Raw genomic sequence first — 26086 nt, 5'->3', positions numbered from 1 at the left:
CGGCCTGTTAGCCGCCTATTTCGGGTACTGCGGCGACGAATCGACTCGAACCGGACTCTGACAACGGGTCGTTACTGGCACCCCCCACCTGAGGATAAAAAATGAAGTGCTCGCGGCACGCAGTGTCTACAACCGGATGGCAACGACTACCGACGTTCTCGTGATCGGGGGCGGCTCCACCGGCACCGGCATCGCGCGCGACCTCGCGATGCGCGGCGTCGACGTGACCCTCGTGGAGCAAGGGAACCTGACACACGGGACGACCGGCCGCATGCACGGCCTCCTCCACAGCGGCGGTCGGTACGCCGTCGCGGACCAGGCCAGTGCCACGGAGTGTATCGAGGAGAACCGCGTCCTGCGCGACATCGCCGGTCACTGCGTCGAGATGACCGGCGGCCTGTTCGTCAAGCGCCCGGAGGACTCGGCTGAGTACTTCGAGGAGAAGCTACGGGGCTGTCGTGAGTGTGGCATCCCGGCCGAGGTGCTCTCGGGCCCGGAGGCACGCGAGGTCGAACCCTACCTCGCGAAGGACGTCGACAGGGCCATCCAGGTCCCCGACGGGGCCGTCGACCCGTTCCGACTGGTCGTGGCGAACGCCGTCTCGGCGGTCGACCACGGCGCACGTATCGAGAGCCACGCCGAGGTGGTCGGCCTGCTCACCGACGGCGACCGCGTCACGGGGGCGCGCGTGAAACACACCTCGGGGCCGGGCAAGCGGGAACACGGCGTGCCCGGGACGACCGAGGACATCGAGGCCGAGTACGTCGTCAACGCGACGGGCGCGTGGTCCGGGCAGGTCGGCGAGATGGCGGGCGTCGACGTGGAGGTCCGCCCGTCGAAGGGCGTCATGGTCGTCATGAACGTCCGGCAGGTCGACACCGTCGTCAACCGGTGCAAGCCGAAGGGCGACGCCGACATCGTCGTCCCCCACGAGACGACGGCCATCCTCGGGACGACCGACGAGGAGGTCTCCGACCCCGAGGACTACCCCGAGGAGCAGTGGGAGGTCGACCACATGATAGACGAGCTCTCGAAGCTCGTCCCCATCCTCGCCGACGCCCGGACCGTCCGGTCGTTCTGGGGGGTCAGGCCGCTGTACGAACCGCCCGAGACGGGGACGGCAGACCCCACCGACATCACCCGCGACTTCTTCCTCCTCGACCACGACGAACGCGACGGCATCGACGGCTTCGCCACCGTCGTCGGCGGGAAGTTCACCACCTACCGGATGATGGCCGAGGACGTGGCCGACCACGTCTGCGACGTCCTCGGCGTGCGCGCGTCGTGCGCGACCGCCGACGAACCCCTCCCGGGGAGCGAGAACCTCGACCGACTCGACGAGGCGATGGCCGACTTCGGTCTGCGCTCGCCCGTCGCCCGCCGGAGCAAGCAACGACTCGGCTCCCGGGCGCCGGACGTGCTCGACACCGACGACCCGAACCCCGTCCTGTGCGAGTGCGAGGCGGTCACCCGCGCCGAGGTGCGCGACGCCATCGACCAGGCCGGCACGGAACTCAACGGCGTCCGCATCCGGACGCGGGCGTCGATGGGCAACTGCCAGGGCGGGTTCTGCTGTCACCGACTGGCCAACGAACTCCACCCCGAGTACGACGCCGGCACGGTCGACCAGTCGCTGACCGAACTCTGGGACGAGCGCTGGAAGGGTCACCGTCACGCGCTGTGGGGCGAACAGCTCTCGCAGGCGATGCTGAACCAGCTGCTCCACGCGACGACGTGGAACCGCGACGGCGACGACGAAGACGTGGACTGGGACGCCTTCGCCCGCGGCCCGGCGGCGGAGGACGAGGCGAGAACCGACGGCGGACCCGGGGGCGACCGGACGTGATCCGAACCGACGTCCTCGTGGTCGGCGGCGGCCTCGCCGGGTCGGTGGCCGCGCTCTCGGCGGCCCGGACCGGCGCGTCGGTCACCCTCGTCTCGAAGGCGGAGAGCACCCTCCGGCAGGCGTCTGGTCTCGTCGACGTGCTCGGCCGGGTCGACGGCGACCTCGTCGCCGACCCGTTCGCCGCCCTCGCGGACCTCCCCGACTCGCACCCGTACCGGGTCGTCGGGACGGACGCGCTCCGGGCGGGCCTCGACCTGTTCGACGACGTGACCGGGGACGCGTACCGCGGTGGCGACCGGAACGCGCTGGTGCCGACCACCCACGGGACGGTCAAGCCGACGTACCGGTACCCGGCGAGCGTCGCACCCGGCGTCGCAGGCGACGGACGCGAGACGCTGCTCGTCGGGTTCGCCTCGGACGCCGACTTCGACGCGAGACTCGCGGCCGACCGACTGGCCGGGACCGTCCCGGGCGACGTGCGCGGCGTCACCGTCCGGTTCCCCCGGTTGCGGGACGACGCCAAGCGGACCCGGTACGCGAACCTGCTGGAATCGAACGCGGCCGTCCGCGAGCAACTCGCCGAGAAGATAGCGCCACAGGTCGCGGACGCAGAGCGCGTCGGCTTCCCCGCCGTGCTGGGCGAGGACCCCGACCGGGTCCGTGCCGACCTCGAGGCCGCGTTCGCCGACGCCGGGCACGACGTCGCCGTGTTCGAGGTGCCGACCGGCCCGCCGAGCATCGCGGGTGGCCGCCTCAGGAACCACCTTCGCAGCGCACTGGAGGCGGCGGGGGTCGAACTCGTCACCGGCGTCCCCGTCGTCGACTTCGAGGCCGACGACGGCCGCGTGGAGTCGGTCGTCGTCGACCGGAACGGCGCACGGGTGCCCTACGGGCCCGAGCAAGTCGTCCTCGCGACGGGCGGCCTCGTCGGCGAGGGCATCGACTCGGACCGCGAGGGCGTCTACGAACCCGTGTTCGACCTCCACGTCCCACAGCCCGGCGACCGGTACGACTGGTTCGAGGACGACCCGTTCGGCGACCACGCGTTCGCCCGCTTCGGCGTCCGCATCGGCGCCGACGCCCGACCGCTCGACGCCGACGGGGCGGTCGCCTACGAGAACCTCGGGGCGGCGGGTGCGGTCGTCGGCGGTGCGGACGTCGCCCTGCAGAAGGCCGCCAGCGGCGTCTCGCTGGCGACCGGGTGGCAGGCCGGAACGCGCGCCGGCACCGAGGCGACAGGTGGCACAGCGGACCCGACCGACGGAGCAGAGCCAGAAGCCAGAGAGGATTCATGAGTACAGACGACGACAGCGATTTCGAACCGATCCAGGTGTTCCCCGAGGGCGAGGCCGACCTGCGCCCCGGGGCGGACGACTGCTACAAGTGCTCGACGTGCGATACGTCGTGTCCGGTCGCCGAGGTGGACGACGAGTTCCCCGGCCCGAAGTTCCAGGGGCCCGAACAGTGGCGCCTCAAGCGCAAGGAGGACCACGACGTCGACGAGTCCATCATGAAGTGCTCGAACTGCATGCGCTGCGACGGCGCGTGCCCCTCGGACGTCCCCCTGAGCCAGATGCACAACACGGCCCGGGCGGCGTACGTCGAGGAGTCGATGAGCAAGCGCTCGGTCGAGTACTGGCGCAACCGCCTGCTCGCGAACTACGGCACCATGGCGAGACTCGGGTCGAAGGTCCCCCGCCTGACCAACGCCGTCATGGGCAACCGACTGGTCCAGGCGTTCAACGACCGGGTGCTCGGCATCACGTCCGAGCGCGAGTTCCCCGAGTTCGCGACCGAGACGTTCCGCGAGTGGTGGTCGGACCGCGACGGGCCACAGGTCCAGAGCGACGACAAGCGCGTCGCCTACTTCCACGGGGACTACGCCAACTACAACACCCCGGAGGTGGGCAAGGCCCTGGTCCGCGTGTTCGAACACTTCGGGTACGAGGTCCGCGTCCCGGACCAGCGCTGTTCGGGCACGCCGATGTTCGCGAACGGGATGCTCGACGACGCCCGTCGTGCCGCCCGGTTCAACGTTGAGACGTTCGCCGACCTCGTCGACGACGGGTTCGACGTGGTCTGTTCGTGTACCTCCTGCTCCATGGCGCTCCGCCAGGAGTACCCCGAACTGTTCGACTTCCCGGACACCGACCGCGTCGCCGCCCACACCTACGACGCCGTCGAGTACCTCCGCCTCCACGAGGACCTCCAGGCCGAACTCGCGGCGGCCGACGAGGTGGACGTCCCCGACCTCGCGTACCACGCGCCGTGTCACGCCCGCAACCAGGGCCTCGACGGGCAGACGGTGTCGGTCCTCGACCACGTTTCCGGCGTCGAGGCCCACGACGTCGGCGAGTCCTGTTCGGGCATCTCCGGGACCTACGGCTGGAAGTCCGAGAACTACGAGACGTCGATGGCCGTCGGCGAGGAGATGTTCGAACACATGGCTGACGCCGACGCCGAGACCGGCCTGACGGAGTGTCCGACGTGTGCGATGCAGATGGAACACGGGTCGGGCAACCCGGTCAGGCACACCCTCGAAGTCCTCGACTCGGCACTCGCCGGCGACTGACGCCGGTGGGTCAGTCCGCACTGTTCTTCGGTCTCAGGGACCCCTGTGTAATCCTCGGTATCAGCTGCGACGTCGAGCGAAAGAGCCGTCCCGAGTGGACGACCGATCGACCACGGAACTAGCCGCTGCCTGGTCGGTCGCTCGAGCTCTCTACTGCAGGTTCGACGGCCGTCGTTCACTGTACTCAACTGGTAACATTTCATCTGTGATACAACCACCAACCGGAAATTTAAGTATCCCGACCGGTATATAACGTCAAAGACAGTCACCAACCAGTCGTGCCCGGGCCGACCCATGGCAGTGCTACCCCCGGAGATTCCCCCCAGAATCCCACATTGACAGCTAGTTGGGGGTCCGTCTGCATGGAACGCGGTCGCCCGTCCACGTCGGCGACGATCACGCGTCACCCATCGAAGCCCGACCCCTCAGCCGGGACACCATGAAAGTCAGCTATACAGCAACGGACGATCCGTACGGCGTCGCCATCACGGACCAGATCAAGCAGCGACGGCTCCAGGTCGTCACCGACGACGCCGTCTCGCCGACGCCGACGGACCCCGAGGATTTCGAATTTCCGGTGGACGCTGCGTTCACGATAGAGACGGGACGTCTGTTCATCGACCGCGCCGAAGAGGTGTATCTCCGAAGTGCCTGTGGAACGTACGACAGGCCCGTCACACACCAGACCGAGCTCCGACTCGACACGAACGTGTACAGCCTCGACATCTCGGGACCGGTCAAGCTTTACTGGCGTTTCGAGGGGGAGCCGGTCGTCAGGAACGGGGCGGATTCGCTCCGCGTCGACTTCTCGGACCGGGCGACCGTCGAGTTCGGCGTCCGCACCTACCACAAGAATCCAGCAGGGACCATCACCACCTCGGCCGACCCGAACGACGTGATGACCGCGATTAGCGCGTTGTCGTCGGCGCTCAAAACGACATCCGTGGAGCGGTCGTATCCGACCCTCCGGGGCCATCCACCGCTCCTCGAACTCGGGGACGAACTCGACATCCCGGACGATTTCTCGCCTGCAGGGACAGGTGTCGAAATCGGCGTTCCCAGCGAGTTACAGTACGTCTACGCTGCTGCTCCCCTCGCGTTCTATCTCGGTGCGGACATCGTCCCCGCATCAGAGCCGAAGATACGGATGGGCCAATTCGAACACGGGCTCGCTGACGGGCGTCGCTTCGAGGATGACGTCGCCCAAATCCTGAAACAGACCCTCTTTCTGGACTGCGTGGTCAGAACCGAGGGGATTCACCAGGTAGAGCTCTACGAACGACAACTGGTCGAACCGAAGTTACCCTTCGACATTGCAGAAATGTACGGGCAACCGCTCCCGAACCAGTTGGAGGCGTATCTCTCGGTCCCGTTCGACGTCATCGAACCACACCTCCCACGCTGGTGTCTGACTGCACACGTCCCGGCAGATGCGAAGCACGTCGAAGCGGTGCCGCACATCGTCAACGACCTCGGAGTCATCAGGTCCCCTCACGGAACGACGCGAACCATCTCACGCACCGTCACGACGCAGACCGTCGATTCAGCGGTTCGTCGTTCTGGCGCTCGAAACTCGACGCAGGAAGAGGTCTCACTGTCCCTCGTCGAACCGGACTGTAACGACGAATCTATCGAACACGCGTGGTTCGGAGACCAACTTCCGATGGGTGCGTCGAAGGCGTCCGTCAAATCGTTCGAGCACCAGCTCAAACAGGGCCAGCGCAGCGAGTCGATTAACATCACCGTGGTGTGCAACGATCCCCGGATGCTCGACGAGCAGGTGACCCTGGACGACGTCTACGGGAAGCGGGAGGACCAACCGTACAACGTCGACTCTCACTTCGGAGTCCCGCAGGACGACCTCGCCGACCTCCTGACTGACGATGCCTGTGACTTCCTGCACTACATCGGACACGCGACGCCGACGGGTCTCAGATGTACCGACGGCGAACTCGACGTCCGGAACCTCGATTCGATCGGTGTCAACGTGTTCCTGTTGAACGCGTGCCGGTCGTTCGAACAGGCGGAGGCACTCGTCGACAAGGGGTCCTTCGGTGGTGTCGCGACCCTCAGTGACGTCGTCAACGAACACGCCGTCGAGATTGGCCACGCAGTGGCACACCTCCTCAACCTTGGCTTTCCACTGCGGGCGGCCGTCGAACTGGTCCACGAACATACGCGCATCGGGGAACAGTATCTGGTCGTCGGCGACGGGTCGGTCGACATCGTCCAGTCAGACGGCGGGCCGCCCCTCGTCTGTCACGTCGAGGAGAGAGAGGACGATACGTACGAACTGACGATACAGACGTACCCGACCAAGGAACTCCAACTCGGGTCGCGTGCGCTCCCCACCCTCGAAACGGTCAACGAGTATTATTTGCTTCCTGGACGGATGCGAACGTTCGAATTGGACCACAGAGAACTGATCGAGTATCTCACGTGGACCGTCTCACCGGTCGAGTTCGGTGACGAGCTCCACTGGAACAACGCTATCGGTACGGTGAACTTCGAGTAACGGACGGCGATTAAAACAGTTGTTTACGGGCCCGGGCTAGCGGATGCTCCACTCGCCATCACGGGGGATGCCTGCATCATCAGCATGAGAATCATGAACAGGACGCCAATCATTCGCGGGTGCTCCGATAGCCAGTTCTGCATCGTGCCTTTCTCGGACATTGTACTTGATTCGAGAATGGGAACACACATCAAATTATCTTAATATTACTTATAAAATTTCACGGTTTTTTACATAAGTAGCAAAGGGTTGTGAACTAATACCGTGTATAAGTGTACAAACGAGTATAGTACTTGGCCAAAAGTCTTAATACTGATTATTATTCTATTCAGGGATGAACACCTGGCCAATTTTGATAACCTTCAGCTATCACCGATAGCGGTAGCCACGGCTCGTGGTCACTCGTACGCGAGGTCGTCCGTCACGAAGTCGACGCCGAGGACGAGGGCACCACCGACGATGGCGAGTCCGAGGATGGGAAGGAGGTCGCCGGTCGAGGTCGGTTCCGTCTCGGCGATCGTCGTCAGCGGGAGGGCGAGCCCGCCCACCATCAGGCTGACGAGGAAGGTGAGCGTCGCCTCGCGGTAGTGTTCGAGGGCCCACTTCACCACGCGGGACATCGTGAGGAGGCCGAGCAGCGCGCCGAGACAGAACGTCGCGACGACGGTGAACGACTCGGTGAGCGCCGCCAGGTCACCGCCATCGGCGAGTGCGATGACGCCGTCGACGAACTCCTTCAGCATCCCGGTGACGTACTCGTACTGCTGGAACACGTAGAGGAAGAACGAGCCCGAGACGCCGGGGAGTATCATCGCACAGATGGCGATCATCCCCGTGACGAAGATGACGGGGAGCGAGTTCCCGACCTGGCTCTCGGGGATGGCGGTCACGGCGACCGCGAGGACGACGCCGGCGACGGCGACGGCGAGGCGCCGGGGCGTCCTGACGTCGACCTCGGAGTAGAGGACGACGGCGGACGCGGCGATGAGCCCGAAGAAGAACGCGGCCATCAGCGCCGGGTATTCCTGGACGGCGGTGTGGAGGAACCGCGAGAGGGTGACGACGGCCGACGCGATGCCGAACCCGAGCACGGCGAGGAAGAGCGCGTCGGCGCGGACGAACAGGGCTGCCAGGTCGGCACGTCCCTCCGCGGTGTGGAGCCGGCCCAGGACTTCCACGTCGCCAGGGTCGACGGACGTGATGGCGTCGATCAACCGCTCGTAGATGCCTGTTATCAACGCGATGGTGCCGCCGGAGACGCCCGGGACCGTATCAGCCGCCCCCATGAGGAACCCCTTCAGATAGACCGTCAGTAGCGAACGCATCGCTTCACGGTACCTGAGGCACGCGGAAAACGGTTCCCCTTCGAGGGCCGTGACGTCAGGCCGACCGGGCGAGCACCTGGGCGGGTTCGAGGGCGCCGGCGGTCCGGTCCTCGGTGGACTCGTCCCCGGTCGTGTCGTCGGTCTGTGCCGAGGCGTTCCCGTCGAACGTGACGGTGATGGGGTCGCCTCCCTCGGTCATCACGGCGCTCTCGGGCACCGACGCGGTACCCGTCTGGTTGCCCACCGTGACGACGTAGTCGCCGGTGGCCTCGACTGCCACGTCGGTGCTACCGTCCTCGACGCTCACCGAGTCGTCGGTGGCGTACGGGACGGTTATCTCGAAGTTCCCGTTCGCGTCCGTCTGGACGGTCTGGGTGTAGTTGAACGTCCGGTTGAGCGCGTCGGACCCGAGTTCGACCCGCGCCGTCACCTCGGTCGGTTCCGAGACGTCGGCCTGTCCGGTGAGCGTCGCACCGGGGACGCGCTCGAACGTCTTCACCGACGCCTCCTGGCGGGTGTCGTAGAGCTGGTACTGGGACCCGAACAGGACCTGACCCTGGACCCGGGGGCTCAGTCTCGACAGCGGCTGGTTGACGAAGCCGGTCGCCTGGAGCTGGCCGCTCTGGTTCTGGGCGATGGACGCGAACAGCTGTTGCGAGGACGACTCGTGGACGAGTCGGTAGTGCTCCATGCCCTCGGCATCGTCGAAGTACAGCCGGGACAGCATCGTGTTCTCGTACTGCTCGGAGGTCGCCGGCAGTGCCGTCTGGGTCCCACCGACGGTCACGTTCTCGCGCTGGTTGAAGTACGTGCTCGGTTCGGGGCCGGTCCACGTCGCGATGGCGCCGAACTTGCTCCCGGCCATCTGGTAGTCGATGACGACGTACCGGGTGTCCTCACCGGCCTGCTGGTCCGTCTGCTGGTCGACGAGCGTCCGGAGTTCCTCGTTGCTCATCTCGTAGATGGGCCGGTCGGCCTCGCTCTGTGACGGGAGCGCCTCGAGGAGGAGTTCGCCGCGCGTCTCGTTCTGGGCGAGCAGGTAGGCCGACGCCTCCCTGGCGTTGTGCTGGAACGGGTTCGCGACGGGCACCCGTTCGCCCTTCACGGTGATCCAGTGACCGTAGTCCCACCACGACATCACGCCGTAGGATCCCTCCGGATAGGCGAAGTCGTCCTGGTTCGGGTAGCGGTCGTAGTAGCCGAGGTCGCCGTCTGCACCGCCGTACTGCCCCTCCTGGGGCGTGTTCTGTTCCATCCACTGCAGGCTCTCGTTCCAAGTGAGGACCCCCCCGGGCGAGAGGCCTGCGGCCTGCTGGTCGACCGTCGTCCCGGTCATGTTCACCGGCGGGATGAGCGGGACGAACACGAGCATCAGGACGGAGACGACCGCGAGGACCTGGTACGGTTCGACGTCGTACGCCTTCTCGGCGAGGTTCGTCAGGCCGACGAACGAGGCGACCTGGCCGATGAACCAGCCGTTCAGCACGGCCACGGTGACGACGAGGTAGTAGTTGAACCGGACCTGCGTGAGCGCCATCAGGAACGCGAAGACGGTCCAGACGGTGACGAACAGGTACTCCGCACGATAGCTGTCGGTGGCGTAGAGGTAGCCGACGAGCCAGACGAGCGCGACGAGCGCCAGGATGTACGTCAGACCGTACTGTGCGCCGAAGAACTGGGTGGCGACCTGGAAGAACGGTTCGCCCGCCGGGACGACGGCCTGTGCCTCACCGATGGTCAGCGTGGTGTCGCTCTGGTTCAGCGCGATGGTCCGGTTGATGTTCCGGACGAACAGCCCGAACGTGTCCGGGATGACCAGGCGCATCGCGAGCAGCCCGGCGACCATCGTCGACGCGATCGCGACCGGGTAGTACGCCGCCCGTTCGTTCTCGGTCAGGTAGTACGAGCCGAGTGCGAACCCGGCGGCGAACACGAAGACGAACCCGAACGGCAGTCCGAGGAACGGGAAGCCCACGACGGGAGCCAGCAGGATGCCGAGGAACAGCAAGACCGCGGGGCCGAGGCTGGCGTTCCGGAGCGTCTCCACGTCGGTCCGGTCCCAGACCCGCGCGAGGTAGGCCAGGAACGCACTCCCGGCGGCCAGTCCGAACGCCATCCCGACCTGCAGGAACGACAGCGAGGTGACGTCGAAGCCGAACTTGTCGAGGTTGAGCAGGGTGACGACCGCGCTCACGACGCCGATCACGACGCCCGTGTACGCGATGTGATCCGGGGACCGGCCGGCCTGGTACTCGACGACGAGTGCGACGGTGAAGAAGACGCCGAGGATGCCGAGCATCACGACTGCCGGCGGCCAGACCCACATGTAGAGGCCGACCGCGACGCCGGAGAGCGCCGCCCACTTCGTCGGCGTGCGGAGGGCGTCCCAGTCGCGGTCGAGGACGAGTTCGAAGACGGGCTTCTCTCGCTCGGCCGAGCGGAGGGCGACCATGACGCCGAGGACGACGAGGGCCTGGAACAGCACCTCGGCAACGTGGTGGTCGGAGAACCCGACCGTACTCCGTCGGAGGAAGACGCCGGGGAGCAGGGCCAGGACGAGTGCGGCCGAGATGCCGCCGAGACGGCCGCCGAGTCGCTTCCCGATGAAGTACGTCGGGATGGCGACGAGCGTCCCGAAGACCGCCGGCGCGACGAGGAGGGACATCGCGACGGTGTGCTGGGACGGGTCGCCCAGTCCGACGACGAGCGCTCCCGTCGCGACCAGCTGGTCGAACAGGGTCCCGAACTGGTCGGCGCGGACGCCCGTCGGGAACTCGGAGTAGACGTCGTAAGGCATCGTCCACGGCCAGTTACGGACCGTCCACGACACCTGGCGGTAGTGATACCAGGCGTCGTTCCCCGCGAAGAACACCTCGCCGCCACGGACGAAGTTGTCGAGTGGTTTGAGGCGTATCCAGAACATGAAGAGCATGATCAGCCCCATGCCTGGCACGTGATACCATCTGTTGAAAACCTCGAGGACGGACGCGCCGGGGACCTCCTCCGACTCCGTCTCCTCGCCGGTCGACGTGCTCATTGTACGGGAAAAGTCTGATGCCACGAATAAGCCTTGTGTAATCCGTTCGAAGGCAGATACGTTCGGGAACGAGGGATTCAAAACCCTTATTCGCTCGTCGTGGGTTCAGTCGGGACGATGAACGTCTCCGTCGTCATCTGTACGTATCCGACGGACCGCTACGAGTACTTCTCGGAGTGCGTCGAAAGTGTTCTCGAACAGACATACGACGACATCGAGGTGGTCCTCGTGGTCGACGGGAACGAGGAGGTCCACGAGTGGACCGTCGACGACTTCGGCGACGTCGAGAACGTCCGCATCCACTGCAACGACGAGAACCGCGGCATCTCCTACAGTCGGACGAAGGGCGCCGAACTCGCCACTGGTGAGGTCGTCGCGATGATCGACGACGACGCCGTCGCGGAACCCGACTGGATCGAACGCCTCGTCGAGACGTACGAGGAGACGGACGCCATCGCGGTCGGCGGCCACGTCAAACCCGACTGGCAGGTCGAGAAGCCCGACTTCTTCCCCGACGAGTTCTACTGGCTCGTCGGCTGTGACGAGAAGGGCTTCGGCGAGCACATGGAGGAGATGCGCAACACCTACGGCTCGAACATCTCGTTCCGACGCGACGTGCTGTTGAACGTCGGCGGCTACGACGAGAACACGGGTCGGAAGGGTGACAAACACATCCAGGCCCACGAGTCGACGGTCGGCGCGCGCCTCCAGCGCGACTACGGGCGCGGCGTCATCTACAACAAGGAAGCCGTCGTGAACCACAAACTGTTCGAGTACCGCGGCGACTTCCGCTGGCTGGCGAGTCGGTCCTTCTGGCAAGGGTACTCGAAACGTATCATGGACCACCTCATCCCGGAGGCGTCCGCGGACAAGAACGAGTACCTGAAGGACCTGCTGACGAAGCACGTCCCGGAGCGGTTGGCCAGTCTCGTTCGCGACCCGGAACTGGCGAAGGTGAAGCAACTCGTCGCTATCTTCGTGTTCACTGCGATGGTAGGATTCGGGTACGTGTACGCGATACTGAAGCCAAATCTACTGAACGATTTCGACTGAGCGCTCGAGAAGGCGTTCAACGGGGGTCGCTAACGTACTCCCGGTACCAATCGGGAGTAACATCCGAGACACGTATCGCCTCCTCGGTTACGGCCCGGATTCCCTGATGGAAGGACTCGACTGAGAATCGGTCCGCGAACTCTGCTATTTCAGACCCTGTCCATTCGACACCCTCGGCTTCGAAGCGTTCGACGCTTTCGACGATGCTGCGACCAGCGCCATCGCGCGTATGATGATATCCGTTCTTCCCATCGAGTATCTGGAACTGGGTCATCCCCTCCTTGACTCCGAGCAGGGGAGTCCCCGCAGCCAACGCTTCGGCAGGTGAGATACCGAAGTCCTCGTCTCGCCCATTGAAGACGAACGCCTTTGCACCGGAGAGCAACTTGCGTTTTTCGTCCTCGTCAACGAACCCGGCGAATTCAACGTTCTCTCCGGCCAACTCTTCGAGATTCGACCGCTCTGGACCGTCTCCAGCGACGATCAATCGCTCGTCTAGTTCATTGAACGCCTTCACGATGCCATCGACGTCCTTGTGCCAGTCGAGTCGGGAAAGAGTAAGGTAATAGTCACCAGTTTCGGCATCGTTCGGAGAGTAATCGTGTGTCTCGACGGGCGGGTACACGACGCGGATTTTCTCTTCCGGAACGCCCCAGTATCGAACGACGCGCCGTTTCACTATCTCCGAATTCACGACGAAAATATCCGGCTTGTGTGTGTTGTGGTCGTATGCGACTCGGATTGCATAGTAGAGCAACAACGAGAACGGCTTCAGTCTCGAAGACTGAATCTCGGCGATCTGGTCGGATTGTCTCCGGTTCGTGTGGTGGATGTACGCTACCCAGATCTGGTCGTCGGGGACGACGTAGAACAACGGTTCGTTGCCACTGGATACGAGAACGTCGTACTCTCGGAGCTGCGGTGCGATTTGCCACCCGACGAGGTGAGCCAGTTGACGAAACAGACCGCCACGTTCGAGGGCGAAGTTCAGGACTCTCCCCTGGATAATCTGTTCGGAGTCTATGTCCGCAGGTTCGATCGACTTGTCGGCCCAGCCGGTGTAGAAAGACGACTGGTCGAACACCCTACCGAGTTCCCACGCAAGACGGTCCCCTCCACCGTTCGCATGTTCCCCCCAGTGCGCGACTGCGATACTCTGCTCCGAGAGGAGGTCCCCGGACTCGGATTCGGTCGTCATTATCAGCCAACTCAGGTCCCAACGTGATATCCTTCACGACTCAACTGGGAGCGAAGCAGGCGCAGCACCCGGACTCGACGGTACTGTCTCCTGGATGTGACTCACCCGTGGACGACGCGACGATAGGCGTCCATGAACCTCGGGACCACCGTATCGGGATGATACGCTCGCTGAACGTGGTCCCTGTTCTGGGCGCCAATCTCTGTACGGTCCTCGTAGGCACGTCGTATCGAGTCGCTCAGGCTGACCGGGTCCCCTGGTGAACAAAGTAGCTCTTGCTGAGGAACCGTCTCGGAAGGGCCGCCGATGTTCGTCGCAACCACGGGAAGACCTGCCTGCATCGCCTCCAGTATCGTCCGTCCGAACGGTTCGGGCCATACGCCCGGGTGTACGAACACGTCTGCCGTCGCATACGACCGTGTCACTTCCTCGTAGGGGACCCGTCCAGTAAACGTGATCTGGTCTGCTCGACCGCTGGCGGCTGCTCGCTGTTCCAATTCGTCACGCCTCGGACCGTCTCCGACTATCTTCAGTTCGAGGTCCGTCGGAAGATGGGCCATCGCATCGATCAGATGTCGGACTCCTTTCGAGTCGCGGAGGTAACCGACGTACAGCAGTGTTCCGCCGTCGGAGTCCTCGGACGAGAGTGACGGGACATCGAACGAGGGGTCTATCATATTGGGAACCACGGTGTAGTCGTGACCCTCGAATCCCTGATTCCGGTAAATTTCTTCGACGTCGTGGCTCAACGGGAGGAACAGGTCGATCGAATCCATCATCCGTTTCAGCCTGGGGCGTTCGAACCGGAGGAGGGTCTTCTCGTACACTCGACGCTTGAGAGACGGACGGACGTTAACGTCTTCCCAATCGAGCAGTGGGTAGGCGTTGAGCGTCGCGACCGAGGGGATGTCGAATCGAGCGGAGATACGACCGACTGCAGGATGCAGATGCATATTGTAGGCGTGAAGAACGTCGTACTCGAGGTCGAGTGACCGAAGTGCTCGATACGCAATCTCGTTCGGCAGGGTGTATGGATACTGTGGCACGTCGGTCAGCCGAGACACGCTGACTCCACCGACGGACTCTGCCGTCTCCCCGTCGAACGAGAGTACCTCGACAGTCTCGACGCTGTCACGTCTCTGTAGCTGCTCGGCCAGCAGTTGCACGCTAATCTCACCGCCGCCAGCATGCGTCGGCGGGTACCGTGGAGTCACGATGCCGATCCTCATCCTCTGCGAAGAAATAGCCAGGCAGGCCTTATGTACTGCGGGTTGCCCTGACGAAGTAGTTGCTCCGCCGTTCGCCCAGGTACTCGACCACGAAGCCCAGATTCCTCAGTAGAGACTCCACGGCTTCGGCTGACCCGCCGATGGTGTCGATCTTCTCCGGATGTACCTCGCAATAAATCACCCGACAGTCCGAACGAGCTAACGTCTCTTCGAGCCCTTCGATCACGAGATACTCAGCACCTTCGACGTCGATCTTGCAGACGTCTGGTGGGGCAAGTCCGTCAGAATCGACCAGGCTGTCGCCTCGTTTCGTCTCGATCTGGATGGTTCCATCGTCCTCCCCACTGGCGAGTTGGTGCCCGGTTTGCCCCCGGACGACCATCGTGGCTTCTCCGTCGCGATTCGACAGAGCAACGTTGTAGAGAGTGGCCGGAACGTCGTTTTTCTCGATATTCGACTCCAACACGTCGAATATTCCCGAATGAGGCTCGAACGAAACCACTTGCCCCGAGTCTAACGCTGTCCCCACTAGACACGAGTAGACACCGGCATTCGAACCGATATCGTAGAACACGTCGTCTGACTCGATGTCCGTCAGGATCCGTTCGATAATGTCGACCTCAGAGCGCATATCGTCCACGAAGTCATGCATCTCGAGCGACCGGAGAGACATATCGAACGTCGCACTGGACCCACCTGCAGTGTACGTCCCGTACTCCGGTTTTACCCGCTGATATACGGGGTCAAGCGGTTCGATAGACCGTCGAAATCCTCGCCTGAGAAGTTCGACTCCTCCATCGGTCTGGAGAATCCGAAACGCGTTCCGGGTGATGCCCATCGACGACGAGTCTACGCGGTGAGGGTATTATGTTAGTAAGGAGGTACCACGTCGTGCCGGCCAAGATTTTTAGTACAATGCTCCGGTGACGGCCTCGAATGCAGCCATCCTTCCCGTGGCGACAGTGATAGCTATTAGACGGACTCAAAGAACTAGTTACGAGGGAAACCGAATGACGTACGGGAGGCGTTACTTGTACCCGAGAGCACGAAGCCGCTCATCTATCTCCTCGTCAGAGCCTCGCTGGAACTGTATCGGTTCGTCTTCGGTGATGGCACGTCTCTCGTCCGATTCGATCTCGAGCCAGGGAACTTCGTACAGGATCTCGTTTTTCAGATACTCGAACGAGTGTCCGTGTTTCGGCTTCGTGAGGGGCGTCAGCCGTTCGCCGAGCATCTCGCCGTGGTCGGCGCTGATGGTGGTCTTCCCATCGATAGAATCCACCAGTTCCTCTACGTGCGAAAGCAGTATGTCTAACGTTTCCCGGTATGCTTTCCGGGTCTCGGGTACGGGAATCGTCCCACTCTCGACCATCTTGGAGAACGACCGATGATCGCTCGGCCGTTCTTTCTCGGCCACGTATCGATTGAATCCTCGTACGTCGTACTCCTCCTGAAGTTTCTCTCCAGTCGGTCCGAGATACGGACGATGGGGTTGCATAAAGTGCACGACGAGCCGTTTGTCGGGATACTCGGTACGGGCTTCGAGCGTCGCGTCCACGACGTCGCCCGGAAGTACCGTCTCGTGTTCGTCGTCCCACCGTTCGAGATACAGCGGTTCTACAGCGTGAAAGACGTCGTCGGCCAATTTGCCCGTATGTGGGTTAGCGGTGACGTACACTGTATCGTGAAACGTCTTTCCGACGAAATTCCCCTGCATGAACTCCCAGCTCCGCCTTCCCCTGGAGATGACCGGCCGCAACGTTCCGTCTATCTGATTCTGATCCTTAAAGTAGTCGTACCGGCAGGCGTCTAACAACAGTAGATTATCCCAGTCCTCCGCCATCACGTCGATCCCGTCGTCGTGACGAAGGTCGAAGAGCGACCGCTGGATGTCCCAGAGAACGTACTCCGGTTCCCTGATCACCTTCTTTAGATTCGTAAGATTATACCGCCCTACCATGGTTTCTCACTCAGGACCGGTAGGTTTGACTCTTACGGTAAGGTGGTGTCGTGTGTCGAACCGTTCGCCACGAGGCGCTATCACAACGACTGACGCCCACCACAACCCTGGTTTCGGGTCGCCTTCGACGTCCTCGTGAACCTCGCGTCCGGAAGTATATCGAACGACAGCGTTATTGTTCGACCGAGATTGTCCAACCATATGCGGCACCACCTCAGGAAGGGAGCTGATTTATATAAAGAGAAAGGGGCCACAGAAGTCGTCAAGAGCGGTATCAGGTACATTCCGGTCGAGCTGAACAACTTCGTCTTCAAGATGAAACACGGGTCCGGAAAGCCGGTGACAGACGAAGATTGGGACAACCTCGTGATCCTCGACGCCTGTCGCTTCGACATGTTTGCGGACCGTATACAACTCGATGGAACACTCGAGTCGCGGATCTCCCTCGGGTCCAGCAGCGAGGAGTTTCTGGAACGGAACTTCCTCGGGTCTGAGTTTCACGACATCGTCTACGTAAATTCGAACCCGTACGTACCGCATCTGGACTTGGACGATGGAACGTTCCACGCCGTCATCGACCTGCTCGAGGAGTGGGACTCCGACCTGCAGACGGTGCATCCCCAGGCTGTCGTCGACGCGTCCATCGACGCACACTCCAGGTTCCCGAACAAGAAGCTGATAATCCACTTCATGCAACCGCACGCTCCTTTCATCGGGGATACCGGACGAGAACTCGTGGGAGAGGGGTGGACGATGGGGACGACCGACGAAGAGACGGCAGGGGTCTGGGAACACCTGAGAAACGGCTCCGACGAACTCGACATGGAGACGTTCTGGCGGGCATACAACGAGAACCTGGACCTGGCGCTCTCTCACGTCGAGACGCTCCTGAACGAGATTTCTGGCAAGACCGTGATCACCGCGGACCACGGCAACCTCGTCGGTGAGCGCCTGTGGCCGATTCCGACCCGTCGGAAGTACAGCCATCCGTACGGAGTACACACGGAAGAGCTGGTCAAAGTGCCGTGGTTCGTGATCGAGTCCGACGAGCGTCGAGAGGTCTCCTCGGACCCACCAGTCCAGACCGGGAACATCTCCGATACCTCCGTCGAAGACAGGCTCAGGGCCCTCGGATACAAATGAGTTCGAACTACGAAGTCGAAGTCCTCGTCGTTTCGTCGTGCCCGTAGATTCCTCGGGCCGGCCTGAGTCCGGTTCGACCGCCCCTATCGACTGCCACGAGGTGAGACGACGATGCTCTGTCTTTTAAAAATCTGGCGCATGTGACGCACTCGTAGGCACCTAGTTACGACGCTGCTGGTAGCCGTTCGAACGACAGGTCACGCGCAGTACGAACATCGATGTAGTGGTGGAATCAGAAGGACTATCCCGGTGTCTCCCCCAGACATCGTTGCCTCGAAGAACCCAGGGACTATGAAGATAGGTCAGACTTCGATCGTGTACTTTGTCTCGAAACTCTTAGCGACCGCGTTCGGGTTTCTGGCAACACTCTATATCGCCCGGTTGCTGGGTCCCGAAGTACTCGGCTCCTACTACCTGGCGATCGGCCTCGTCGCCTGGCTCTCCATAGTCGGACGTATCGGTGTTACAGATGCGATCATCAAACGAGTGAGTGAAGGCGAAGAGCAGGGGAGCCACGTGACGGCAGGTTCCACTATCATCGCCGTACTGTTCATCGTCACCGCCGCAGCGCTCTTCGTGGCAAAGCCCTACGTCGACCAGTACATCGGCTTTTCAGCCACACTATTCGTTATTCTGATACTCTTCGTGACCCTCGTGCATTCTGCTGTGTCTTCGGTGTTAACTGGGTTGCGGCTCGTTCACGTTAACGGGGTCCTCACGACCGTGAAGATAGGCTCGAGGAGTGTCTTCCAGATACTGGCGGTTATCGCTGGTCTAGAAATCGTCGGCCTGTTCTTCGGCTACATTGCGGGTTTCGTCGTGGTGATCGCATTAGGGGGGGTCGTAATCGGCCGGAATCTGAAAGAGGTATCTCTTCCACAGAAGCGACATTTTCGAAGCCTGGCCGACTTCGCCAAGTTCTCCTGGCTTGGCAGTCTGCAATCCAAGATGTTCAGCTATACGGATATACTTGTACTCGGTCTCTTTACCCCATCCGCGTTGATTGGCGTGTATTCGATCGCCTGGAACATATCAGAGTTCCTTATAATATTCGCGACCGCAATCAGTACGACACTGTTCCCCGAGATCAGTCAACTGTCCACTGACTCGGATAACGACTCTCGAGCGATCAGAAACCTTGTCGAGAACGCACTTGCATACGCTGGCCTGTTCCTCGTCCCCGGTTTGATCGGCGGCGCCGTGATCGGTGAACGTCTCCTTCGAATCTACGGGAAAGAGTTCACTCAAGGAGCGACGATTCTCGTCATACTCATCGTCGCCAACCTGGTGATGAGCTATCAGAATCAGATTCTCAATACCCTCAACGCTATCAACCGGCCCGAATTAGCGTTCCGCGTGAATGGTCTCTTCGTCGTGGCGAACGTGAGTTTGAACGTACTGCTGATATACCGCTATGGATGGATCGGTGCCGCTGTAGCCACCAGTCTCTCGGTGACGATCAGCCTGCTCCTCGGTTACTACTACCTTCGCTCACTGATAGCGTTCGAGGTTCCGTACCGGGAGATTGCACGACAGTGGGTAGCCGCGACCATCATGGGTGGAGTGGTCTTTGGGGGCCTTCGAATAGAGGAGGGATACGACCTGCTGTCGAACAACGTCGCCACCGTCCTCGTTCTGGTGGGGGCAGGCGCTATCGTGTACTTTGGAGTGTATTTTTATATCTCTCGTAGATTCAGGGACACAGTCGCTAACAATCTGCCGTTCGACGTTCGAATCACACAACAACTGTAGACGGCTGGTTGCAGATTCACCGGTCCCGCATCACCGCCTCACCGGGCTTCGACGTCGCTCCCGACTCCAGCTTCACGCCGGCGTTCAGACTGGAGTTGATGCCGGTCTTCGCGCCGTCGCCACAGACCACGCCCAGCTTCCGGCGACCGGTGTCCACGCGCTCGTCCTTGACGGTCATCCGGACGGTCGCGTCGTCGTGCCTGAGGTTGGCGACCTTCGTCCCGGCGCCGAAGTTGACGTTCCGGCCGAGCACCGAGTCGCCGACGTAGGAGTGGTGCGCCACCGCAGCGCCGTCCATGAGGATAGAGTTCTTCACCTCGACGGCGTTGCCGACGCGGACGTCGGGACCGACGACAGTCGCGCCGCGGACGAAGCAGTTCGGGCCGACGTCCGCGCCGGACTGGACGACGACGGGGCCCTCCAGATACGCGCCGTCGCGCACACGAGCGCCCTCCTCGACGACGACGGGGCCGTGGAGCGTCGCGCCGTCCTCGACCGTGCCGTCGAGGCGGCCATCGAGGTCCGAGAGGAGCGTCTCCGTGGCGCCCAGGAGTTCCCACGGGCGGCCGACGTCGAGCCACGGCCCGTCGTACTCGACGACGGAGACGTGCTCGCCATCGTCGAGCATGCGGCCGATGGAGTCGGTGATCTCGTACTCGCCGCGTTCGCTCAGGTCGGTCCGGTCGATGGCGTCGAACACGCAGGGTTCGAAGGCGTACAGGCCCAGGTTCGCGAGGTTCGACGGCGGGTTCGCGGGCTTCTCGACCAGGTCGGTCAGCCGGCCGTCCTCGTGGCTCACCACGCCGTAGGACTGCGGGTCGTCGACGGGCATCGTGGCGACGGCCGTCCCGTCGGCTTCGACGAGGCTGGCGACGAGGTCCTCGGTCACGACGACGTCCCCGTTGAGGACGAGGAAGCGCTCGTCGACGACGGATTCGGCGCGGCCGATGGCGTGGGCCGTGCCGAGCTGGTCCCGCTGTTCGACGTAGGTTATCGGGTGTCCCCGGTAGGTCTCGCCGAGGTAGTCGACGATGGCGTCCGACCGGTAGCCGACCACGAGGACGTAGCCGTCGACGTACGGCTCGGCGGCCTCGAGCACGCGCTCGACCATGGGCGTCCCGGCCACCGGGAGCATCGGCTTGGGGCGGTCGGCGGTGAGTGGTCGCATACGGGTCCCTTCGCCGGCGGCGACGACGACCGCATGCATCGTCACTCGGACCCGCTCTCTGCCGTTGCCTCGGTCGCAGAATCCTCGACGTCCTCCGTCTCGACCTCGGCGTCGGCCTCGGTCTCGGCCTGGAGGCGACGCTCGGTCTCGTCCCGGTCTTCGGGGTAGCCGATGTCGGCGCGCCAGCCGTCGAGTCTGAGTGCGTCGATGGTGCGCCCGCTCTCGATGAGCAGGGAGACGGCGTCGGAGATCTCGTACTCGCCCCTGTCAGACGGCTGGACGAGGTGGCAGGCGTGGAAGATGGCGGGCGTGAAGGTGTAGAAGCCGGTCATGACGAGGTTCGACGGCGGGTCGTCGGGTTTCTCGACCACGTCGACGATCTCGCCGTACTGGTTGGTGTCACAGACGCCGTAGCGACTCGCCTCCTCCCACGGTACCTCCTCGACGAGGAAGGCGGCGTCGGCGCGGTCCTCGCGCTGGCGGCGGACGACGTCCTGGAGGTTCGCCCGGAAGATGTTGTCGCCGAGGATGAGCATGAAGTCGTCGTCGATGTGTTCCTCGACGCACAGGAGGGCGTGGGCGAGTCCCTTCTGTTCGCGCTGGTGCGCGTAGGTGATGGGGATGTCCTCGAACTCGTCGCCGTAGTGGCTGATGATCTTCTCCTTGAGGTACCCCACGACGACGACGAACTCGTCGGCCCCGAGGTCACGGAGCTGTTCGAGACAGTGGGTGATGATGGGCTTGCCGGCGACCTCGACCATCCCCTTGGGTTTGTCGTCGGTCAGCGGCCGGAGGCGGGTACCTTTTCCTGCGGCGAGGACGACTGCCTTCATACAACTACATCCGCTATCCTGACTGTTAATACTTTAGTCTCACATGGTGTCTGACGGTACCACTGGGCACGGTCGTTCCGGGTATCGGTCGACAGCAACTCTTTTGCCTCGCCCCACTCGAATTCCGGCCGATGGCCGACAGTGACGACGTCTGCGTGCTGGTCCCAACCTACAACGAAGCCGCGACCATCGGCGACGTCGTCGACGGACTGCGGGCAGAGGGGTTCGAGAACGTCCTCGTGGTCGACGGCCATTCGACCGACGGCACGGCCGAGATTGCCGAGGAACGCGGCGCTCGTGTCGTCCTCCAGTCGGGGAACGGCCGCGGCGAGGGCAAGGGGGAGGCGGTCCGGGAGGGCGTCGCCCTCGCCGACGCCGAGTACGTCCTGATGCTCGACGGCGACGGGACGTACCGCCCGGCGGACGCACACGCGATGCTCGAACCGCTCCTGTCCGGTCGCGCCGAACACGTCATCGGCGACCGGTTCGCCGACATGGAGCAGGGCGCGATGACGCCGCTCAACCGACTGGGCAACGGCATCATCAACGCCGGCTTCAGGCTGGTCCACGGCAAGGACTTCGGCGACATCCTCAGCGGCTACCGCGCGTTCACCCGGGAGTCGTTCGAACTGATGACGTTGCGCGCCGAGGGCTTCGGCATCGAGACGGAACTCGCCGTCGAGTGTGCACGCCACGACGTCCCGACCGAGGTGGTCGACGTCACGTACCTGGCCCGGCCCGACGGCTCGGAGACGAACCTCAGACCGTTCCGCGACGGTGGCGGCATCCTCCTCACGCTGTACCTGCGTGCGAAGACACACAACCCGCTGTTCTACTTCGGGACGGTCGGGGGCATCCTCGGACTGACCGGCGTCTTCGTCGCCGGCTTCGTCGCATACGAGTGGTTCGCGAAGGGCGTGCCACACGACGTGCTCGCGATGCTCGCGGGCGTGCTGTTGCTCGTCGGCGTGCAACTGGCGATGTTCGGCGTGCTCGCGGACACGATGGTCTCGTTGCACCGCGAACAGCGCAACCGGATCGACCAGTTGGTCGACGAACTGGACGAGCGAGAGGAGGAACCCGAGCCGAAAGAGCAGTCGGCCCGCTAGAAGGGGAGCAGCGTCCTGAGTCGGCTGACGAGTCCGGCACGCGTCCCCGTCCGCTTGCGCTCGAACACGGGGTGGAGCGCGTTCAACAGTGCCTGTTCGTCCTCGAACTCGTCCGGCTCGGCTTCCGACAGCGCGTCTCGGAGCGAGAGCGTGTTGCCGTTCATGTCGAACGGGACGTCGATGTGGCCGAGGCGACGCTGCAGGTCCGTCGTCGTCGCGGGGTACTCGACGTCGTACTCGTCGAGGTGGGCGTCTACCGCCGCGATGCCGAACTCGAGAGACGACGGCTCGTTCGTGTCGTTCGACGGCGGTCTCACTCCCATGGTGCCGGAGAGTTACCGCTCCCCCATCAAAATGCTTCGGTCCGACGCCCGCTGCCTCGACGGCGCGACGTGCCCGTCCGCAAGTGCCCGTCCGCAACGTACATTACCGCACACACGGACCGAACGGACGTGACCGAGTACACCACCGTCTCCATCCCGAAAGACCTCGCCGACCGCGTCGAAGAGACAATCGAAGGGACGAGTTTCTCGTCGACCTCGGACCTCGTCCGGTTCCTGCTGCGGAGCATCGTCATCCAGCACCAGAAGCAGGGGAAACTGACCGAGGCCGAGTTCGAGGAGATAACCGAGCAACTGCGCGACCTCGGCTACCTGGAGTGACCGGGAGCGACGGGACCGCCGTCGCGGGCGGACTACCCAAGCAGGCGGATTACCCGAGGTACTGGTCCGGCGGGACGGCGTCGACGACCTCGAGTTCCTGCCGGCGTCCGGCCCGGTCGAACGCGGCCACGTTGTCCGCGCCCCAGGGCGGTGCGGCGACGATGACGACCGCGTGGAGGTCGTCCTCCCGCGACACGGCGAGTTCGCCCGTGGCGTGCGAGACGAACCGACCGTGGGTCTGCCCCGGGGGCGTGCCGAGGTCGACGCCGAAGACCGCAGAGACCGACCCGCCGGCGTCGGGCATGTAGAAGTCGGTGAACACCGGCGTCTCGGGCGGGACGTCGAGTTGCCCGTCGAGGTCGCCGGCCGCTGTGGCCGCGAGGGAGAGCGTCACGTCCTCGGGGTCCGCCTCGCGGGCGAAGTCCAGCAGCGTCTCCAGCAGGCCACGCGTTAGATAAATCACGCGTACCCATAGGACGGGAACGGTCTAAAGCAGTTGGGTCGAGCGGTGCCGGGTCGAGTCGTCGCGCGACCACCACCATCATTACTCGCGGCGTCGTAGCGAACGGCGATGGACGTAAGCATCATCGGGAGCGGGTACGTCGGGACGACCGTCGCCGCCTGTCTCGCCGACGACGGCCACGACGTCGTCAACGTCGACATCGACGAGGACATCGTCGCGGCCATCAACGCCGGCGAGTCGCCGGTGCACGAACCGGGTCTCGACGAGTTGCTCGCCGAACACGCCGGTTCCAGGCTCCGGGCGACGACGTCGTACGACGCCGTCAGCGAGACCGACGTGACGTTCCTCGCGGTCGGGACGCCCTCACGCGAGGACGGCAGCATCGACACGTCCGTCGTCGAGGCGGCCACGCGGTCGCTCGGCGAGACGCTCGCGGAGAAGGACGGCGACCACCTCGTCGTCGTCAAGAGCACGGTCGTCCCCGGCACGACCGACGGCCTCGTCGTACCGACGCTCGAGGAGGAACTCGGCGAACCCGTCGGCGAGTCGGTCCACGTCGCGGTCAACCCCGAGTTCCTCCAGATGGGGTCGGCCGTCGAGAACTTCCGGACGCCCCAGAAGATCGTCTTCGGCACCGCGGCCGACGAGTGGGCGCTCGACGTCCTCCACGAACTCTTCGCGCCCGTCGTCGAGTCCGCCGACCCCGCCGTCGTCGAGACGGGCCTGCGGGAGGGCGAGATGATAAAGTACGCCAACAACGCCTTCCTCGCCAGCAAGGTCAGCCTCATCAACGACATCGGTAACGTCTGCAAGGAGTTCGGCGTCGACGCCTACGAGGTCGCCGACGCCATCGGCCTCGACGACCGCATCGGCGAGCGCTTCCTGCGCTCCGGGCTCGGCTGGGGCGGGTCGTGCTTCCCGAAGGACGTCGCCGCCATCGTCGCCGCCGCCGAGGACGCCGGCTACGAACCCCCGATGCTGAACGCCGCCGTCGAGGTGAACGACCTCCAGCCCCGACGCCTGCTCGACCTGCTCGCCGACCACGTCGACCTCGACGGCGCACGCGTCGCCGTCCTCGGCCTCTCGTTCAAACCCGGCACCGACGACGTCCGCGGGAGTCGCGCGACGCCCGTCGTGCAGGGCCTGCGCGAACGCGGGGCCGAGGTCGTCGCCTACGACCCCGTCGCGACCGAGAAGTTCCGCGAGAAGTACCCGGACCTCGACGTGACGTACGTCGATTCCGCGGCCGAGGCGCTCTCGGACGCCGACGCCTGTGCCGTCGTCACCGACTGGGACGAGTTCGCCGCCCTCGACGCCGAGTTCGACTCGATGGCCTCCCCGGTCGTCGTCGACGGGCGCCACGTCGTCGAGCGCCGCGAGGGCATCACGTACGAGGGCCTGACCTGGTGACCCGCCTCGGGGTCGAGCCCCGAGACTCTCTCTGTAGAAACGACGACCGACCGGCTCAGAACGAGAGGAACGACCGGGCGTTCTTCACATAGAGGTTGAACAGCTTCGACCGGGAGGTCGACAGCGCGTCACGGAGTACCTGCGCCGCCCCCTGGTCGATGCCCGGCCCGTGGCCCACGGCGAGCACCTCCGGTTCCAGTCCGCCGAGGGCGCGGCGCGGCGGGAGGGCCCGGAGCATCGGGTGGACGCCGAGCGTCTCGCCCGACGCGAGGAAGTACTCCGCCGTCCCGACCGACTCCGGCACCCACAGGACGCCGGTCTCGGAGTTCCAGAGGGCGACCTCCTGCCAGAACCGGTTGTCGTGGAGGCGGATGGCCCGGTACCCGGTGTCGTCGAGTTCGGCCCCGAATCGTTCGACCGGCGCGTCTATCTTCTTCGTGACCCCGTCCATCCAGTTCGGCAGGAAGACCGGGACCTCGTGGCGGGTGGCCACCTCGGCGGCGTCCCTGCTGTGGCGGTCGAGCGTGACGACCACGCCGGCGACGTCGCCGTACTCCGCGAGTCTCTCGTCCAGGCCGGGGACGTCCACCGGGTCGAGGACCCAGACCTCGCCGTCGACGACGAGGGCGTGGCTCGCCCGCTGCATCGTCTCGTCCGGGTAGGCGATCCAGCCGAAGCCGTCGTCGTGCTCGGTGACGACGCGGTACTCCTCGGCAGTGCCGGAGCCTTTCATTGCCATGTCTCTCCCTTCGGACGCACGACCGTTAAAAGAACCCCCAACGGCGGTTCGGTTTACCGTCGCTGGCGGCCG

Annotated in this window: 22 protein-coding genes; 10 read left to right on the top strand and 12 right to left on the bottom strand. The window is 63.8% G+C overall.

The genetic code is table 11. The features are described from left to right. The first annotated feature begins 136 nt into the window (after positions 1 to 136). From glpA to ACSC1W_RS09790, 4 genes are all read left to right on the top strand, one after another. The gene (gene glpA, locus ACSC1W_RS09805) at positions 137 to 1846 is read left to right on the top strand and encodes an anaerobic glycerol-3-phosphate dehydrogenase subunit GlpA (protein WP_435347080.1); all 1710 of its coding nucleotides are present in this window, start codon (positions 137 to 139) and stop codon (positions 1844 to 1846) included. Further along, on the top strand, positions 1843 to 3141 hold the full coding sequence (gene glpB, locus ACSC1W_RS09800; protein ID WP_435347078.1) for a glycerol-3-phosphate dehydrogenase subunit GlpB: 1299 nt from the start codon (positions 1843 to 1845) through the stop codon (positions 3139 to 3141). Before glpA ends, glpB begins: the two co-directional genes overlap by 4 nt. After that, complete coding sequence (locus ACSC1W_RS09795) at positions 3138 to 4418, top strand: anaerobic glycerol-3-phosphate dehydrogenase subunit C (RefSeq protein WP_435347077.1); 1281 nt, start codon at positions 3138 to 3140, stop codon at positions 4416 to 4418. The genes glpB and ACSC1W_RS09795 overlap by 4 nt, the downstream gene beginning before the upstream one ends. A gap of 439 nt (positions 4419 to 4857) precedes the next feature. After that, positions 4858 to 6933, top strand: coding sequence for a hypothetical protein (locus tag ACSC1W_RS09790; protein WP_435347075.1), 2076 nt, complete (start codon positions 4858 to 4860; stop codon positions 6931 to 6933). Between the two features lie 23 nt (positions 6934 to 6956). Here the strand turns inward: ACSC1W_RS09790 and ACSC1W_RS09785 are convergent, their stop codons facing one another. The 3 genes from ACSC1W_RS09785 to ACSC1W_RS09775 form a co-directional block, all read right to left on the bottom strand. Next, positions 6957 to 7076, bottom strand: coding sequence for a DUF7503 family protein (locus ACSC1W_RS09785; RefSeq protein ID WP_435347676.1), 120 nt, complete (start codon positions 7074 to 7076; stop codon positions 6957 to 6959). Between the two features lie 255 nt (positions 7077 to 7331). Beyond that, positions 7332 to 8258 carry a DUF368 domain-containing protein gene (locus ACSC1W_RS09780; RefSeq protein WP_435347073.1) on the bottom strand — a complete coding sequence of 309 codons (927 nt, stop codon included), beginning with the start codon at positions 8256 to 8258 and terminating at the stop codon, positions 7332 to 7334. Positions 8259 to 8313: 55 nt separating this feature from the next. Further along, complete coding sequence (locus tag ACSC1W_RS09775; RefSeq protein WP_435347072.1) at positions 8314 to 11295, bottom strand: STT3 domain-containing protein; 2982 nt, start codon at positions 11293 to 11295, stop codon at positions 8314 to 8316. 117 nt (positions 11296 to 11412) lie between these two features. Here ACSC1W_RS09775 and aglG point away from each other — a divergent pair, with 117 nt between their 5' ends. Next, the gene (aglG, locus tag ACSC1W_RS09770) at positions 11413 to 12348 is read left to right on the top strand and encodes a glucosyl-dolichyl phosphate glucuronosyltransferase (protein WP_435347070.1); all 936 of its coding nucleotides are present in this window, start codon (positions 11413 to 11415) and stop codon (positions 12346 to 12348) included. A 16-nt stretch (positions 12349 to 12364) separates the two neighbouring features. Here aglG and ACSC1W_RS09765 read toward each other — a convergent pair whose 3' ends face one another. The 4 genes from ACSC1W_RS09765 to ACSC1W_RS09750 form a co-directional block, all read right to left on the bottom strand. After that, positions 12365 to 13546 carry a glycosyltransferase gene (locus ACSC1W_RS09765; RefSeq protein WP_435347069.1) on the bottom strand — a complete coding sequence of 394 codons (1182 nt, stop codon included), beginning with the start codon at positions 13544 to 13546 and terminating at the stop codon, positions 12365 to 12367. Between the two features lie 101 nt (positions 13547 to 13647). Beyond that, positions 13648 to 14775: a glycosyltransferase family 4 protein gene (locus ACSC1W_RS09760; RefSeq protein WP_435347067.1), complete on the bottom strand. Its 1128-nt coding sequence runs from the start codon at positions 14773 to 14775 to the stop codon at positions 13648 to 13650. Positions 14776 to 14803: 28 nt separating this feature from the next. Continuing rightward, on the bottom strand, positions 14804 to 15613 hold the full coding sequence (locus tag ACSC1W_RS09755) for an FkbM family methyltransferase (protein WP_435347065.1): 810 nt from the start codon (positions 15611 to 15613) through the stop codon (positions 14804 to 14806). A gap of 189 nt (positions 15614 to 15802) precedes the next feature. After that, on the bottom strand, positions 15803 to 16735 hold the full coding sequence (locus ACSC1W_RS09750) for an alkaline phosphatase family protein (protein WP_435347063.1): 933 nt from the start codon (positions 16733 to 16735) through the stop codon (positions 15803 to 15805). Positions 16736 to 16936: 201 nt separating this feature from the next. Between ACSC1W_RS09750 and ACSC1W_RS09745 the strand changes: the two genes are divergently transcribed. Both ACSC1W_RS09745 and ACSC1W_RS09740 read left to right on the top strand, forming a co-directional pair. Further along, on the top strand, positions 16937 to 17878 hold the full coding sequence (locus tag ACSC1W_RS09745) for a hypothetical protein (RefSeq protein WP_435347061.1): 942 nt from the start codon (positions 16937 to 16939) through the stop codon (positions 17876 to 17878). Positions 17879 to 18127: 249 nt separating this feature from the next. Beyond that, positions 18128 to 19630, top strand: coding sequence for a flippase (locus ACSC1W_RS09740; protein WP_435347059.1), 1503 nt, complete (start codon positions 18128 to 18130; stop codon positions 19628 to 19630). A gap of 16 nt (positions 19631 to 19646) precedes the next feature. On the opposite strand, the gene glmU is transcribed toward ACSC1W_RS09740, so the two are convergent. Both glmU and aglF read right to left on the bottom strand, forming a co-directional pair. After that, positions 19647 to 20837, bottom strand: a complete 1191-nt coding sequence (gene glmU / locus ACSC1W_RS09735; protein ID WP_435347058.1) for a bifunctional sugar-1-phosphate nucleotidylyltransferase/acetyltransferase — start codon at positions 20835 to 20837, stop codon at positions 19647 to 19649. 2 nt (positions 20838 to 20839) lie between these two features. Further along, the gene (gene aglF, locus ACSC1W_RS09730) at positions 20840 to 21631 is read right to left on the bottom strand and encodes a UTP--glucose-1-phosphate uridylyltransferase AglF (RefSeq protein WP_435347057.1); all 792 of its coding nucleotides are present in this window, start codon (positions 21629 to 21631) and stop codon (positions 20840 to 20842) included. A 131-nt stretch (positions 21632 to 21762) separates the two neighbouring features. Between aglF and aglJ the strand changes: the two genes are divergently transcribed. Continuing rightward, positions 21763 to 22740 carry an S-layer glycoprotein N-glycosyltransferase AglJ gene (gene aglJ / locus ACSC1W_RS09725; RefSeq protein ID WP_435347055.1) on the top strand — a complete coding sequence of 326 codons (978 nt, stop codon included), beginning with the start codon at positions 21763 to 21765 and terminating at the stop codon, positions 22738 to 22740. Here the strand turns inward: aglJ and ACSC1W_RS09720 are convergent. After that, the gene (locus ACSC1W_RS09720) at positions 22737 to 23063 is read right to left on the bottom strand and encodes a hypothetical protein (protein WP_435347054.1); all 327 of its coding nucleotides are present in this window, start codon (positions 23061 to 23063) and stop codon (positions 22737 to 22739) included. The genes aglJ and ACSC1W_RS09720 overlap by 4 nt on opposite strands. 129 nt (positions 23064 to 23192) lie before the next feature. On the opposite strand from ACSC1W_RS09720, the gene ACSC1W_RS09715 reads away from it, so the two are divergent. Beyond that, a complete protein-coding gene (locus ACSC1W_RS09715; protein ID WP_435347052.1) occupies positions 23193 to 23402 on the top strand; it encodes a ribbon-helix-helix domain-containing protein in 210 nt (69 codons plus the stop codon). Between the two features lie 49 nt (positions 23403 to 23451). On the opposite strand, the gene ACSC1W_RS09710 is transcribed toward ACSC1W_RS09715, so the two are convergent. After that, positions 23452 to 23865: a JAB/MPN domain protein-containing protein gene (locus tag ACSC1W_RS09710; RefSeq protein ID WP_435347050.1), complete on the bottom strand. Its 414-nt coding sequence runs from the start codon at positions 23863 to 23865 to the stop codon at positions 23452 to 23454. Between the two features lie 108 nt (positions 23866 to 23973). On the opposite strand from ACSC1W_RS09710, the gene aglM reads away from it, so the two are divergent. Further along, a complete protein-coding gene (gene aglM / locus ACSC1W_RS09705) occupies positions 23974 to 25275 on the top strand; it encodes a UDP-glucose 6-dehydrogenase AglM (RefSeq protein ID WP_435347048.1) in 1302 nt (433 codons plus the stop codon). 55 nt (positions 25276 to 25330) lie between these two features. Here aglM and ACSC1W_RS09700 read toward each other — a convergent pair whose 3' ends face one another. Further along, complete coding sequence (locus tag ACSC1W_RS09700; RefSeq protein WP_435347046.1) at positions 25331 to 26014, bottom strand: hypothetical protein; 684 nt, start codon at positions 26012 to 26014, stop codon at positions 25331 to 25333. Positions 26015 to 26086 lie beyond the last annotated feature (72 nt).

It is taken from the genome of Haloarchaeobius marinus (assembly GCF_051207415.1).
In the GTDB taxonomy this organism is placed as follows: Archaea; Halobacteriota; Halobacteria; order Halobacteriales; family Natrialbaceae; genus Haloarchaeobius.
Note: the sequence above shows the minus strand (reverse complement) of the source record. Positions and strands in the feature narration are given on the sequence as shown.

Bases quoted from the DNA above. Each gene is read 5' to 3' on its own strand.
- glpA (WP_435347080.1), top strand. From the start codon at position 137: ATGGCAACGACTACCGACGTTCTCGTGATCGGGGGCGGCTCCACCGGC.
- ACSC1W_RS09795 (WP_435347077.1), top strand. From the start codon at position 3,138: ATGAGTACAGACGACGACAGCGATTTCGAACCGATCCAGGTGTTCCCC.
- ACSC1W_RS09790 (WP_435347075.1), top strand. From the start codon at position 4,858: ATGAAAGTCAGCTATACAGCAACGGACGATCCGTACGGCGTCGCCATC.
- ACSC1W_RS09785 (WP_435347676.1), bottom strand. From the start codon at position 7,076: ATGCAGAACTGGCTATCGGAGCACCCGCGAATGATTGGCGTCCTGTTC.
- ACSC1W_RS09780 (WP_435347073.1), bottom strand. From the start codon at position 8,258: ATGCGTTCGCTACTGACGGTCTATCTGAAGGGGTTCCTCATGGGGGCG.
- ACSC1W_RS09775 (WP_435347072.1), bottom strand. From the start codon at position 11,295: ATGAGCACGTCGACCGGCGAGGAGACGGAGTCGGAGGAGGTCCCCGGC.
- aglG (WP_435347070.1), top strand. From the start codon at position 11,413: ATGAACGTCTCCGTCGTCATCTGTACGTATCCGACGGACCGCTACGAG.
- ACSC1W_RS09765 (WP_435347069.1), bottom strand. From the start codon at position 13,546: ATGACGACCGAATCCGAGTCCGGGGACCTCCTCTCGGAGCAGAGTATC.
- ACSC1W_RS09760 (WP_435347067.1), bottom strand. From the start codon at position 14,775: ATGAGGATCGGCATCGTGACTCCACGGTACCCGCCGACGCATGCTGGC.
- ACSC1W_RS09755 (WP_435347065.1), bottom strand. From the start codon at position 15,613: ATGGGCATCACCCGGAACGCGTTTCGGATTCTCCAGACCGATGGAGGA.
- ACSC1W_RS09750 (WP_435347063.1), bottom strand. From the start codon at position 16,735: ATGGTAGGGCGGTATAATCTTACGAATCTAAAGAAGGTGATCAGGGAA.
- ACSC1W_RS09745 (WP_435347061.1), top strand. From the start codon at position 16,937: ATGCGGCACCACCTCAGGAAGGGAGCTGATTTATATAAAGAGAAAGGG.
- glmU (WP_435347058.1), bottom strand. From the start codon at position 20,837: ATGCATGCGGTCGTCGTCGCCGCCGGCGAAGGGACCCGTATGCGACCA.
- aglF (WP_435347057.1), bottom strand. From the start codon at position 21,631: ATGAAGGCAGTCGTCCTCGCCGCAGGAAAAGGTACCCGCCTCCGGCCG.
- aglJ (WP_435347055.1), top strand. From the start codon at position 21,763: ATGGCCGACAGTGACGACGTCTGCGTGCTGGTCCCAACCTACAACGAA.
- ACSC1W_RS09720 (WP_435347054.1), bottom strand. From the start codon at position 23,063: ATGGGAGTGAGACCGCCGTCGAACGACACGAACGAGCCGTCGTCTCTC.
- aglM (WP_435347048.1), top strand. From the start codon at position 23,974: ATGGACGTAAGCATCATCGGGAGCGGGTACGTCGGGACGACCGTCGCC.
- ACSC1W_RS09700 (WP_435347046.1), bottom strand. From the start codon at position 26,014: ATGGCAATGAAAGGCTCCGGCACTGCCGAGGAGTACCGCGTCGTCACC.